This window comes from Lachnospira pectinoschiza (genome assembly GCF_020564355.1).
Lineage (GTDB): Bacteria > Bacillota > Clostridia > Lachnospirales > Lachnospiraceae > Lachnospira > Lachnospira intestinalis.
In genome coordinates, this window is sequence record NZ_JAJCRR010000007.1 from 67,348 (window position 1) to 80,699 (window position 13,352).

General features: G+C 34.4%; 13 protein-coding genes and 1 pseudogene. 12 read left to right on the forward strand and 2 right to left on the reverse strand.

What is annotated here, in order from left to right; translation table 11 throughout:
- Window positions 1-134: 134 nt before the first annotated feature.
- From LI288_RS14805 to LI288_RS13365, 7 genes and pseudogenes are all read left to right on the forward strand, one after another.
- Window positions 135-230 (forward strand): annotated as a pseudogene (locus LI288_RS14805) (toprim domain-containing protein); the annotation flags it as partial.
- 334 nt (window positions 231-564) lie between these two features.
- Window positions 565-774, forward strand: coding sequence for a helix-turn-helix domain-containing protein (locus LI288_RS14810; RefSeq protein WP_331464669.1), 210 nt, complete (start codon window positions 565-567; stop codon window positions 772-774).
- 1 nt (window position 775) lies between these two features.
- On the forward strand, window positions 776-1,252 hold the full coding sequence (locus LI288_RS13345) for a hypothetical protein (protein WP_227090897.1): 477 nt from the start codon (window positions 776-778) through the stop codon (window positions 1,250-1,252).
- Entirely contained in the window at window positions 1,249-2,169 is a 921-nt protein-coding gene (locus tag LI288_RS13350) for a site-specific integrase (RefSeq protein ID WP_227090898.1), read from the forward strand. Before LI288_RS13345 ends, LI288_RS13350 begins: the two co-directional genes overlap by 4 nt.
- 131 nt (window positions 2,170-2,300) lie before the next feature.
- Window positions 2,301-2,537 (forward strand): histidinol dehydrogenase, encoded by a 237-nt coding sequence (locus LI288_RS13355; RefSeq protein WP_227090900.1) that lies wholly within the window; start codon window positions 2,301-2,303, stop codon window positions 2,535-2,537.
- Window positions 2,538-2,613: 76 nt separating this feature from the next.
- The gene (locus LI288_RS13360) at window positions 2,614-3,393 is read left to right on the forward strand and encodes an endonuclease/exonuclease/phosphatase family protein (protein ID WP_227090902.1); all 780 of its coding nucleotides are present in this window, start codon (window positions 2,614-2,616) and stop codon (window positions 3,391-3,393) included.
- A gap of 14 nt (window positions 3,394-3,407) precedes the next feature.
- Window positions 3,408-4,526, forward strand: coding sequence for a phospholipase D-like domain-containing protein (locus LI288_RS13365; protein WP_227090905.1), 1,119 nt, complete (start codon window positions 3,408-3,410; stop codon window positions 4,524-4,526).
- A gap of 351 nt (window positions 4,527-4,877) precedes the next feature.
- On the opposite strand, the gene LI288_RS13370 is transcribed toward LI288_RS13365, so the two are convergent.
- Window positions 4,878-5,537 (reverse strand): hypothetical protein, encoded by a 660-nt coding sequence (locus tag LI288_RS13370; protein ID WP_227090906.1) that lies wholly within the window; start codon window positions 5,535-5,537, stop codon window positions 4,878-4,880.
- Between the two features lie 24 nt (window positions 5,538-5,561).
- Complete coding sequence (locus LI288_RS13375; protein WP_227090908.1) at window positions 5,562-6,074, reverse strand: helix-turn-helix domain-containing protein; 513 nt, start codon at window positions 6,072-6,074, stop codon at window positions 5,562-5,564.
- Between the two features lie 233 nt (window positions 6,075-6,307).
- On the opposite strand from LI288_RS13375, the gene LI288_RS14815 reads away from it, so the two are divergent.
- From LI288_RS14815 to LI288_RS13400, 5 genes are all read left to right on the forward strand, one after another.
- Entirely contained in the window at window positions 6,308-6,541 is a 234-nt protein-coding gene (locus LI288_RS14815; protein ID WP_331464661.1) for a hypothetical protein, read from the forward strand.
- Entirely contained in the window at window positions 6,531-7,187 is a 657-nt protein-coding gene (locus tag LI288_RS13385; protein ID WP_227090911.1) for a hypothetical protein, read from the forward strand. Before LI288_RS14815 ends, LI288_RS13385 begins: the two co-directional genes overlap by 11 nt.
- An 83-nt stretch (window positions 7,188-7,270) precedes the next feature.
- The gene (locus LI288_RS13390; RefSeq protein WP_227090913.1) at window positions 7,271-8,527 is read left to right on the forward strand and encodes a restriction endonuclease; all 1,257 of its coding nucleotides are present in this window, start codon (window positions 7,271-7,273) and stop codon (window positions 8,525-8,527) included.
- Between the two features lie 292 nt (window positions 8,528-8,819).
- The gene (locus LI288_RS13395; RefSeq protein WP_227090915.1) at window positions 8,820-11,960 is read left to right on the forward strand and encodes an AAA domain-containing protein; all 3,141 of its coding nucleotides are present in this window, start codon (window positions 8,820-8,822) and stop codon (window positions 11,958-11,960) included.
- Complete coding sequence (locus tag LI288_RS13400; RefSeq protein ID WP_227090917.1) at window positions 11,957-13,246, forward strand: hypothetical protein; 1,290 nt, start codon at window positions 11,957-11,959, stop codon at window positions 13,244-13,246. The genes LI288_RS13395 and LI288_RS13400 overlap by 4 nt, the downstream gene beginning before the upstream one ends.
- The last annotated feature ends 106 nt before the right edge of the window (window positions 13,247-13,352 follow it).

Genomic DNA, 13,352 nt, shown 5'->3' on the forward strand with positions numbered 1-13,352 from the left:
ATATATGAAAAAAACAAAAAGACACTTTGCACATTGAAAATTGTAAATATTTTATGATGTGATAGACGGACACCACCCTTGACAGCACGAAAAAATAGCCGCAAAGCGGTGGCTGGTTTGTTTACACACAGTCCATTGCAAAGGTAATCGGTGCAGATAAGAGAGAGGATGGCTACCTGGAGGGCAATGGTTATATTGTCAGCTGGTGTGTGGGGCATCTGGTGGAACTTGGAGTATATTACAGTGGATTTTGTAAGACGCATTCCGGTTGATATATTTGAAAAATGGTATGCAGATCAGGATATATACCGCAAGGTCACACATATTCCAACCGCAGAGGAACTGGAGAAAGATTACATTTGTTTGCAGGATGCGGCGGATCTGCTTGGAATTTCACGGGAAAAGCTGGCAAAGATTGTAAGAAGCGAAGAGATCGGAAGACTTCTGGATTCTACAATCTGCAATAATAAAAGGTGGATTACTAGGAAGAGTTTTCAGTTATTCTTTAATGCTCAGAATGTGTATTACATCATAGATGATGAGGTTAAACAGAAAGAAACCCTGATGTCACAGGAAAAAGATGCATTATCCTTGGAGATAAAAGAATACATATCCAGACAGGATGTAGCGGAACTGGCAGGAGTGAATGTATCGACAGTTATCAAGTGGATGCAGTCCGGAGAATTCCAGTGTATCGGAGCCGGGAAGGTTCTGAGAGTTCACAGGCAGCAGTTCCTGAAATGGCTGGAGAAAAACAGGGAAGGGGTGATGTGACATGGTTTTTATCAGACACCGAGGAAAGACATATTCCGTGGTATATAAAATTCTGGATGATAATGGAGAAGAACATACAACTTCTGAAACCTTTGCCACGCAGAAAGAGGCGGAAAAGCGAAAAAAGGAAATCGAGTATAAACAGTCTATCGGAAAATTTGAAGTCCCACAGTGTACTACCATAAAAGAATTGCTTGAAGAGTATGTGCAGATATATGGACATGACAAGTGGGGTGTTGCTACTTACTCCGGTAATATTGCTCTGATAAATAATTACATTCTTCCTACAATCGGAGAAACCAAACTGACAAGCATCAACACGCATTTTATGGAAAAGTATTATAAGGATATTCTTAAAATGCCGGCGGTAAAGAGTACGAAGAATCAGGATGGGACAGGAACAATCACGGAAAGCACAGTAAATGAGATACATAAGGTATTAAGGAGCTGTTTCCGCCAGGCGGTAAATGGGATATGATGGAAAAGAACCTGGCTGCGGATGCAATCGTTCCAAAAGCAAAGAAGCAGGAGCGCGAGATCTGGACAGCCGAGATGCTTATGCAGGCATTGGAAGCCTGTGATAACAAAATGCTCAAAATAGCATTTCATCTTGCATTTACGGCAACACTCAGGATTGGGGAAGTGCTAGGGCTGACTTGGGATGCAATGGATATTTCAGATGAGGCGATTGCTGCCAACCGGGCATATGTTTATATCAATAAGGAAGTAGAGCGTGTATCGAAACAGGCAGTGGAAGAGCTGAATTCCAAGGATATCATACTGATATTTCCAAGCCAGAAGAAAAATAATAAAACGGTCAGGGTGTTAAAATCACCAAAGACGGATAGCAGCAAGAGAAAAGTGTTTATTCCGAAATCTGTGGCACAATGCCTAATCGAACTGAAAAAGGATCAGGAAGAAATTATCGAAGCACTGGGTAATGAGTATCAGAATTATAATCTGGTCATGGCAACAACTTTCGGACTTCCCATAGGAGACAGCTATCTGAGGACGAAAATGCAGGATATCATAGACGAGCTGGGACTGCCGGATGTCGTATTTCACAGCCTGCGTCATACCAGTGTCACCTACAAGCTGAAACTCAGTGGCGGAGACATTAAAGCAGTCCAGGGAAATTCCGGCCATGCACAGGCGGACATGGTAACGGAAGTGTATGGTCATATCCTTGATGAAGACCGAAGGAAGAATGCGGAGCTTATGGAGAATGCCTTTTATAATAAGGAAAATCTTAATCCGCAGATGAAAGAGCAGGATGAAGGCAGCAGTACGATTATTGTACCGAATGGGGTGGATGCAGAGCTGCTGATGAAGGTGTTGGGGAATCCGGAGATGGCAGCATTGCTAACATCATTGGCAAAGACAATGAAAGTATAATAATAGGTAGAAAGACGATATTGTATAGATGGAAAAAGTCTGTGCAGTGTCGTTTTTTTGATGGGTAGAATTCAAAAACGTTGTAATATTCTGTCGAATATTGTCATGTATATAGTGAAGGGCGGTTTTACATGGCAAAAGATGAAGAAAAAGAAATCAGGTTGATAAAAGAAAAGTTGGACTATTATATGATGGAAGCTGATGATAAGGATTTTGATACCGAAGATGTACAGAAGCTGCTGAAAAGGTTGGATGAGTTGGAACCAATACCATTGCCGTGGAAATCAGTGGATGAAGCATTGAAAGATTTCTGGAAATACTTTGATGAGAGGCAGAGAGAAGAGCGGATAATAACTGTAAAGCAATAATTGGGAAAGCTGTGTTTTGAATCGATTGTATGATAATATATTGTAGAGGTACTGGATTATTATGGGAGGAATATAAATGCTCATAATTAGCTTAAATATCAATGATTTCGGTGGAGTAAATGAACAATTAGCAAATTATAGAAAGATAAATTATTATGGAAGGACCGTAACGGATTGGGATTTTTGGAGAAAAATAGAAAAAACGATTGTTATCAAAAAATTAAAAAACATTATCAGGGAAAAGCAACCAACTATATTTATACTTCAAGAATTTGAATTGAATAATTCTGAAGAGCCAATGTCTTTTATAGATTGGATGAAAGATAATGGGTATAAGGTAAAAGGTGCAATGCCAGAATATAAAATATCAATGACACTTTTATTTGTTAAAAATGAAAAAGTGACACAAATTCATATTTCACATGGTAAAACAAAAATAGATGCAAGGGATTGTGCAATTAAAATTGAAAACTACATAATTTATGGTACACATGTTCCTCTCAATTCTAAATCGAGACCAACTATAAGAGAAGATTATTGGGATGAAATTATTGATTTTTACGAAGAATATAAAACGAACCAAATTGTGCTTATAGGAGATTTTAATACATATGATGAAACATCGAGGGCTTATGTAAAATATAAGAAATTACTTGGTAAAGGGGCTTTGGATTTGTGGTTGCATCAAGGTAAACCAAATTCTACTCCAACAGAGGTAAAATATCATAACCGGTTAGATTATGTTTTTATTTCTCCAAGTGTAGAAGAAAATGTTGTATCAATGGACATTGATGCTAACATAATGGATAAGGATAAAATAAGTGATCATGCGGCTGTTTTGTTAGAACTAAAGTGAAAGGTGGAGAGAGTGTGAAAAAGGAATTCTTTACGAGCGGTGCTAAATTTGTGTATTCAAAAGATGAATTGGGATATCAAGAAGTTTTAGATAATTTTGAAAATGCATTTGAGATTACTATTATTACATTTAATATATCTGAAAAGAAAAACGCATTAGTTAATGCATTGAAAAAAGTGGCAGATCATTGTGTAATTAATGTAATAACAAATATTCCGCATAGATGGGAATATTATTATGGTGATGTTTTTAGGAATAAAGCAAGGCAAAAGATTAACTTATATTTATCGAAGCTAAGACCTGAAAGTCTTGGTAGTAACTCTACAGTTTTTTTTGATTTTTCAAATCATGGAAAAATAATAATGACAGATTCTATTATTTATGTTGGATCTGCAAATTATTCAGAGGAAAGTGTAAATAATACTGAATTTGGATTTATTTCAAGGGATAAGGCATTTATTGATTACATTAATTCTGAAGTATTACCAGATGTTCAGGCTTCTGCGATTCCATATTATGAATATGATTATACGACGCTATTACTTGAGGCAAATGTAGCACTTTCTGCGGTTTATAATATTAAAAATGAACTGTATGAAGAAGTATATAGATTGCACGATGATATAGATGGAGAATGGTATTATTATGTTGAACATGAAGCTGCTTTAACAGTAGGAACTTTGGATAAAGTTATTCAGATTGTAAATGCGGCTTGTAATATTGCAAGTGATATTTATGATGCGATTGATACTATTACATATGGAGATGAAGATGAGATAATCGCAGCTAATGATGTATATGAAGAATTGGTGAATTTATTTTCAAAAATAGAGAAAGTAAGGAGTTGTGATACCCTTATTGAGTTATCAGAGTTTGATACAGAAAATTATGTAAATCAACAGTTGCAAGAGGAATATGCAATGGAGGCATATGAAGAAAATTTAGAGAATTGCATTGAAAGTGCATCAGATGAAGCAATGAGTATTGTTTGGGATTTAACACAAGCAGCTAAGGATGATATTGATGAGTTAATTCAGGCAGTTCAGGATTTTTGCGAGAAATATTCATCATTCATAGATAATCTTCGTGAAAGAAAAATAAAGAAGATAAGTTCGGAAATAGATAACACGTAATTAACGTTATGAGAGAAGAAAATTTAATCAATATGTTTATAAGGTATTATGAGTAAACTAAAGTAAATAATGGTCAAAAACATATCGACATCCGACCTCGCACACGTTATAATATAGGTAATCTAATAAGAAAACAGTGTTATCATTACCGCCTACTGAGTTTGAATAATCCACACAATTTGACAAAGCCAGTATTTATGCGAGTTTCAAACAAATTTGCTTAGTACCTGGAAACAAAATGGCAACATTTTGTGGTTATTCGGCGAATAAAAATTTTATTTCATAGCGTATATAAAGAAACCTTACTGATTTTCAGAAGTAAAAAACTGAATATCGGTAAGGTTTTTTTTATTATGACAAACTAAGCTGGCAATAAAGCTTACCAAGAGCGTTTGTTTGAATATAGCGTTGAGTTTGACTTCCAGTGGAACTGCTTATAGTCATAGATTTTGTAGCAGAATCTAATAAACCTAATGCAATAAGACGATCTGCTTTGTAAACAGGGCATTGAGAAGTATCAGATACTTGTAAATGATAAATATTATATAAAAGCTGCAGGTCAGATACAAATAAACGAGAGGTTATATCTGATAATTCACAGAAAGTATCCCAGTCTATAGTTTCGTCTACATATGCCCGGTAGAATTTTCCTAAAAGTTCAGATTTTTTTAATTCAACATTTGAATTTAAAAGAATAATAACTCTGCCAAGTTCCTCTTCGGCATACTTAGGTTTAGATTGTATTTTTTTACGATATTTATTGATTTTTTCTTGAGAAATAGATTTCTCATTAAAGGTGTTAATAAATTTTATGGTTTGTTTCAGCAAATTGCGATCATGTATATTTTGAGCTGTTTTACCGACCCCAATGAGAAGACTAACAACAGGAATACTTTTAAAGACACCATCATCAAGTAAAGAATCAATTCCCAATTCAGCCATATCTGAGCAAGCGTCACTTAAGGTTGGATCAAATAATGTTGTTTCAAATGCAGGTACAAGTTTGTCCATATTCTATCGCTCCTATTCTTTAGTTTATTTTAGATGTTTGACAAGGTAATCACTCAGTTCCTGAGATGGTACCTTGGCACGTTTCTGGTAAGTATCCAGTTCCGGGTACTTATATCTCCATTCATCATATTTTTCCTTGCTGATTTCACCGTTTTCCAGCTTGTCAGCTTGTTCCATCCATGCACGAAGCATTTCATCGGCAGAGGAGCCGGGAGCAGATATGGAAGAGTCAAGGCAGAGATGAGGCTGTCCATCTACATTTTTTACCTTCAGACCATACATATCTTCCAGTGCAAATAGTGTATGCATCAGACCTATGTGAGTATCAATATCTGGAACTGTTAAGGCATGAGTATTGATATCAAAGATCTGAGATATTTGTTTTACAAGATCAATCTTAGGAACTCTGGCTTCAGATTCATACTGAGCCATGCGGACATCTGAGGTTTTCCCTTTGAATCCCAGTTGCTCTCCGAGTTGCTTTTGTGTCATGCCTTTGCGGTTGCGAAAAAATTTGATACGTTGTCCGATTGCCATTCTTGTTTGCCTCCTTATAGTAGTCATTCGTGTTGTCATAATTAATTGTGATAGAAAATAAAACAATTCTGTTTAGGTTCAGTATAGCATGAGCAATTTTGGATAGCAAGAAGAACTTAAACAAAAAAATTTAATATTCTCATAAAATCACTTGACTTAAATTAAAATGTTTAGTATCATGCAAATGCAATAACTTAAACAAATTACGTTAATATAGAGAGGAGAGATGCGATGTGACGAACAGAACTTTTATGACAGTAGAAGAAGTTGCAGCGGAACTGGGAGTTTCCAAGTCTTATGCTTATAAGATTGTCAAACAGTTAAATGATGAATTACAGAAGCTGGGTTCCGGAACCGGAGATTATGGAAGTGAAACAAAAAAGAATTTCAGAACCGATCAAGAGTGCAATTTCCCGGAAAGGAAGAAAACCAAACTTATTTGCAAAAATTGTTACGATGGCGATTGAGACTCTGGAATTGATGATAGAAACGGTACTCGTGAAAAAGTATAAGGAATCTTTGGAACAGAAAGAACAATTACAGAAAACAGATTCTTCTGATATGGAGCCTGTAATGACAGAAACAGAACGACCGAAAGTAAAAAATAAAGAGCAAGAGGAAAGCCAGCCAGAACCGAAACAGCCGGAAATGACAAGAATGGCATCAAAATATCCGAAATTCTATAAGATTTACAATGAACTGGAACAGCAGAATAATGCAATTTATAAGAAAGAGAAACAACGTTCTGCTAAGAAAAAAGAACTGTCTGAGATCAAAGGCTGGTTTAAAGGAAGAAAGAAAAAAGAATTGAAGGAAGAAATCAACGATCTGACAAGCCAGATCAGGAACATGAAAGATTATCTTCCGAAGATTGTACAGAAAGTTGGCTATAGAAATGTACAGGAATTTCTGAAAGACTTCAAAACTGCAAAGTCCGAGTATAGTCAGTACCAGAAGGCAATCGCACAATGGGAACAGGAAACCGGAAAAGAGCCAGAGCCACAGCCACATGGTGTCAGGGCAAAGCTGGCAGCAAACAGAAAGAAAATAGAACAGGAACAGAAAAACACACAACGTATCCGAAGTCAGAGTAAGGACCGAGGGGGGAGATAGGAGTACAAAATCATGGAGAAACACATTATGGGAGAAAATGGAATCAGCTATACTTTGGGAGCGGATCATTAAGTGATGAATTTGTGATTGGAAGAACTCAGGATGTTTTTGGAAATAAAATTTATGATGTGACTTCTCAGGTACAGGAAGCAATGACGCAAATGGAACAGACTCCGGACAAGGCACAAAAAGTGATTGACAAACTGAAAGAGGCGGTAAAGCAGAGTACAGTCAAAGCAGTTGTGGATACTGCGAAGTCCACATATGGATCTGATATGAAAGCAGCAGATAAAAGGCAGATTGAATCAAAACTGAACCATGAAGCTGATCGGATGATTGATAAATTACATACCAATTATGAAATTGAGCGAAATGTCATAGAAAATCAGCGTGTTGCAGAGCAGCAAGCAAGGTATGAAACTGGAAAAACATCAGAACAGATTGATAAAGAATTTGAGCAGAAACAGAAGAAAGCTATGGAGAAATTCAATGAAGAATTGACAAGCGCTATTTCTGATTTTGCAAAAGAATCTACAAAAGAGACAGTCAAGACAGTCGAAACAAAGAAAAAGGAACGGGAAAAAGAAACAATCGAGGATGGTGTCAGAGATCACTTGCGTGGCTTCTCGAGGACAATTCCGTCATTCTTAATGGCATATGGAGATAATACGGTAACGCTGGCAACTTTTGATACCATCATTCCGGATAAAGTATTTCTGGAAGTGACAAGTATCACATTGGATCAGTTCAAATTTCTCCGTGATGGTGGTGATTATGTGGAGGAAGAAACCGGACAGACCAAGCACTTTGATGGACAGCTATTCGATTCGGTGGTATTTGATGATTCAGTAAAAGAATTTTTTGCCTTAAAGAAAAAGCTTGCTGATTATTTTGATGAAAAGAGCGTAGAGGACATATTTGATTATATCCCACCACAGAAAACCAATCAGATATTTACGCCAAAGACAATGGTTAAGAAAATGGTGGACATGCTGGAGCAGGAGAATCCCGGATGTTTTGACATGCCGGATAAGACATTTATTGATCTGTACATGAAATCAGGTCTGTATATTACAGAGATTGTAAAAAGGCTATATCAGAGTGACGAGATGAAAAAGCAATTTCCAGACAATAAGGAGCGTCTGAAACACATCTTTGAAAAACAGGTGTACGGATTAGCTCCGACGGAAATTATATATAAGATAGCAACAAGTTACATATTGGGCTTTGACGAGGATACGAAAGACATCAAGCATAATTTCAGACAGTTAGATGCTTTGCCTTACGCAAAAGATGGAACGCTGGAAGAGGTGCTAGAAGAACTGTATCCTGAGCAGTAGTAGATGAGAGAATGCACCCGGAAACGGGTGCATTTTTGAAATTAGGCAATGGAATATTGTACAAATATTCGTTGTCTTATACTGTATTTGTCAGTATAATATAAGAAGAACAAGTTATAGAACAGATGAAAATAGGGCAGAAGAATAGCTAACGGTGTTTATTGCTATGGGAGCGGCAATCCTAGTACCTGATACATTGAAATGTCTATGACAGAGGGTTATTCACTGAAGTATAAGAGGTAAAATCTTGAATTTTCAATAAAAATACTTGATTATATGAGGAGGAAAATAAATGTCAGAATCACAATTTAATTATACTGTAATAGAAAAAATGCATAAATCCCCAATATGGGATAATCACATTCTTAAAGTTAGGGTTAGAGGAAAAGATAAGATATATGTTTTGAAATTGTATGGGGGTATTGATGAGCCCTTTCAGAAATTAGTATTTAACAGAGAAATGGAAGCTCTTAAAGTATTGAATTCATGCAGTAATATTGTAAAGATAAGGGACACAACAGCATCATTAAAATATAATGGAAAATCTAATTATGGTGCAATACTAATGGATTATGTAGATGGGAAGACTTTGGATTTATATGATTGGCATTCATTCACACAATTGAAGAAGTACGAAATATGTTTAAAAATTTTGCAGGCAGTATATAATGCACATGCAAATGATGTAATACATAGAGATTTAAAGCCCCAAAATATAATTTACGATGATGTAAATGACGAGATTACAATTATAGATTTTGGTTCAAGCAAGATAAAGACAATTATTGAGAAAGAAACTACTATGCCAATGTTTTCAGAAAATTATTCAGCACCAGAAGTTGTAAAAGGAAATGATATTACTGAAAAATGCGATTACTATTCTTTGGGGGTTATTTTCTCTGAATTATTTTTGTGCAAAGAAGCAGAATCAAATGTAGAAACGATTTGTTTGATTGAAAAATCTAGTATGGATGAAGTGTTAAAAGACATGCTTTGTTCGATGCTTCAGGATAACCCATCTGATAGACCGGAATCTATAGATGAAATTACAGATGTTTTTACACAATTAATAGGTGAATTAAACACATCTGCAAATGATTATAGTGTTTTTATCGATTTTGAAAAAATGCGTTATTTGAAACGCAGTATGGTAATTGAAAATAGCATGAACATGACGCAATTTACCAATTCATTTTTAAAAAGGGAATTTTCAGAAGGATACGGATATTATGATGAACACCATGGGAAATATATTATTACAGGGAAAAATATCGTAGTGGAATGTAGTTATGATGAAAAAATAGAATCTTTTGAAGTGATGAGGATTTTTGAAGTTGCAACTGATCGTAGAAATATTAATATTCGTAGAAGTTTTAAAATTGAAGGTAAGCTCTCTTTTTATGATTCTAGATTTAGATATACATGTCATAATGGAAAAGATAATAAAAAGCTATGGATTATGTTTAAAAATAGACGTGAAGAGAACGAACGATACAGGGAACGTGAAGAAAAATTTGATAAGCTATTTGGAAGCTGGCAAGAGGGATTAGAGGAATCTATTATTAGCGAAAAGGACAAAGTTGCAAAAATAGTATATTCTGAATCGTATATTGATAATGGTCAAATTGTTTTAGAAGTAGACGAATGTCAAAATAAGTCAATAGATGAGTTGGAGCAAAATACAAAATTTATTATTGAAGGTGTTGATGATAGAGGACAACCTGTATATTTTGAATTGGGTATTCTAGATGATATTATATGTGATGATGATAGCGTTAAAATAGTTATACAAATGCCTAAAAAAGTGTTAAAAGGAAATGTAAGAACACTGCTTAAGAAGAAAAGCAATGTTATGGAAGACTTTCGCGCAAATACCAGTTCTTATAAGCGTCAGATGAATGCAATTAGATCATTAAAAAGTGAAGAGTATTCTGCACGAAATTTGAAAGATATTTTGTTAAATGTTGAAGAACCAGAGGAGATACCAACGATATTTGAACCCAAATTTATTGCACAAAAGTTAAATACATCACAACAACAAGCGGTCATAAAAGCTTTAAACTCTGAAAATATTGGATTGATACAGGGACCACCTGGAACTGGGAAAACAAAGGTAATAAAGGAAATAATAGGACAAGTTGTTACGAAATCTATAAAAACAGCAGATAGTCCTAGAATACTTATTGTTTCGCAGTCACATACAGCGGTGGATAATATTTTGGAAGGCCTAGATAGTACTATTTCAGATGATTTAGAAATAGTCAGAATAGGAGCTGACAAAAATGTATCACCCAAAATAACTTGTAGATATACGATGCCAGCTCATAGAGACAAGCTTTTTTCTGATGTGAAGAAGAATGTTGAAGAGTATGACAAAAGTATGGAAGAAGTATACCAAGACATATCAGATCAGAGAATTCTTGACAGATGGAAGAAAATAAAAGAAATACAAAAGGATTGGATTGATAGGTCTGTAGAAAAGGACTGCCTTGATTATCAGTTAGTACGAAGTGCTACGGTTATAGCAGGAACATGTATAGGTTTTTTAGCAAATAGTTTTGTTAAAGATATGGAATTTGATTATGTTATTATTGATGAAGCGGCAAAGGCAACAACGCCGGAATTGCTAGTTTCTATAATCAAAGCAAAAAAGATAATTTTAGTAGGAGATCAAAATCAGTTACCAGCCTATGCAGACCAAAGCATATCTCCAAAGATTGCAAAACTTACAAAAAATCCAGAATATAGAATGTTTGATATATTATTCGAAACATTACCAAATTCACACAAGCAAGTTTTAAGTACCCAATATAGAATGATAAGAAATATTGGAAATTTGATTAGTACTGTTTTCTATGGAGGAACAATTGATACTGGGTGCAAGGACGAAGATAAACTTCATGGACTATCGAGATACGAAGGTAATTCTATAATTTGGTTTGATACTTCAGAAAACAGAAGAAGGAAGCAGAAGAAAACCAAAGGAAATTCATTCATGAATGAGGAAGAAAAACGTATTATTTTAGATATTCTTGAGGATTTAAAGAAATCGAATGAATTAGATAACCAAGATATAGGGATAATTACCGGATATAGTGGACAAAAAGATATTCTTCGAAATTCAGTTAAAGCAATCGGATATGATAAAATTGCACAAATTGATATTAATGTGTTAGATGCATTTCAAGGACGCGAGAATGATATTATTATGTATAGTACAGTAAGAACAGATAATTCAATTGGATTCCAGAAAGAAAAGGAGCGTGTAAATGTTGCTTTTTCTAGGGCAAAAAAATTGTTGATAATCTGTGGTGACTTAAATTTCTTTTATAATTATAATGATCCAAATAATAAATTTATTGAAATAATAGACTACATTAGAACTCACGATCATTGCAAGATTATTTCATGTAAGGGAGGAAATCTATTTTGAAAAAATTAATGGAAGATTTGTTCCAACACATTATACCTGTAAATGAAGGATATGATTATCTTTTTTCTGATTTAGTTTACGTACCAATATATGAGACATCATTGCTTGTAACCAAAAGAACCATTATGCCAATTAGTCTTGTTGAAGAAAAAGTACTTCAGCTTATTGATGTAGGTGTCTATCAAATTGATGAGATAGCTCAGATATTAGGATTGAAACGAAAGTTGTTAGATGTAACGTTAGCAGATTTGTATTCAAAAAATCTTGTAATGGTATCGACTAATTCTTGTAAGATGATGACAGCAGGTAGAGAGGCGTTAAACAATCTTAATAGAACAGAAAAAAAACAAGATATTTTGAAAAATGTATGTCTTGATGGAATTTTAGGGAATATTATTGATTCCTCAGCGTATGAATTGCTGAATAATGTACGAGATAACGATGGAAAATTGAAACCGATAATTCCTATTGGAGAAGTCAAATATTATATAGAGCAATTCAAAAGGATATCTCAGATATTTGACGAAGAAAATATTTTGTATTTTTCAGAGGGAGTTCAGCCGGTAAAAGAAGAATTGTTGAAAATAGATAAGGTTGATAGTACGTTTGTTAAATATATTAAAATACCAATTCACATATATGTAAGCTCGAATGGTTTGGATATTGATATTGTACAAGTATCAAATAAGCATAAAGAGTTGTTGGAATTGTACAAAGATTATATCATTGAACAGATAAATAATAAAAAGGTATTAAAGAACCATTTTAAGTATAGAAGAATTAATCAACAGGGGTATGAAGGAGAGATTCTTGAAGAAAAGAGTGGTCTATATGATGAGTTAAAAAAGATACATTTTACAAAAAACAAAAAAGGTATTGATTATACCCTTATCACAGATGAAGTTTTTAATGATAGAAAATTAATGGATGGTGAATATAGAGATATTCTAAAATACATTGTTTCTCAATCTTCGGATGTGGATTTATATGTAGATAATCTTGACGATTGGGCATTTGATAGTCAATTTACTGCTGCGCTTACAGAGAATATGGGTAAATCAAACTTATCAATATATTATGCACAATCTAATAATATAAAAGCTGCAAAAAAACAAATTGAGTGGAATTTTAAAGGCGGGTGCAAATGTGTAGAAAAAGATAAGAAATGTTTTTTTTGCTGGAAGACAGAATCATATTTGCTTTATGGTGTGCCAAAATTAAGAAATGTGATAGATGACAATACAACGTGTCTTTGTATGTCATACTACTTGCGCATTAACGCATAATATGGAATATGTTTATTGCAGTGATGATTATGATGAGTCATTTTTATAGAGAACTATGATTATTAGGCTTTTATCTAAGAAGCACAGCTTTTTATCCATAAGATGG

Bases quoted from the DNA above. Each gene is read 5' to 3' on its own strand.
- LI288_RS14810 (WP_331464669.1), top strand. From the start codon at position 565: ATGTCACAGGAAAAAGATGCATTATCCTTGGAGATAAAAGAATACATA.
- LI288_RS13345 (WP_227090897.1), top strand. From the start codon at position 776: ATGGTTTTTATCAGACACCGAGGAAAGACATATTCCGTGGTATATAAA.
- LI288_RS13350 (WP_227090898.1), top strand. From the start codon at position 1,249: ATGATGGAAAAGAACCTGGCTGCGGATGCAATCGTTCCAAAAGCAAAG.
- LI288_RS13355 (WP_227090900.1), top strand. From the start codon at position 2,301: ATGGCAAAAGATGAAGAAAAAGAAATCAGGTTGATAAAAGAAAAGTTG.
- LI288_RS13360 (WP_227090902.1), top strand. From the start codon at position 2,614: ATGCTCATAATTAGCTTAAATATCAATGATTTCGGTGGAGTAAATGAA.
- LI288_RS13370 (WP_227090906.1), bottom strand. From the start codon at position 5,537: ATGGACAAACTTGTACCTGCATTTGAAACAACATTATTTGATCCAACC.
- LI288_RS13375 (WP_227090908.1), bottom strand. From the start codon at position 6,074: ATGGCAATCGGACAACGTATCAAATTTTTTCGCAACCGCAAAGGCATG.
- LI288_RS13385 (WP_227090911.1), top strand. From the start codon at position 6,531: ATGGCGATTGAGACTCTGGAATTGATGATAGAAACGGTACTCGTGAAA.
- LI288_RS13395 (WP_227090915.1), top strand. From the start codon at position 8,820: ATGTCAGAATCACAATTTAATTATACTGTAATAGAAAAAATGCATAAA.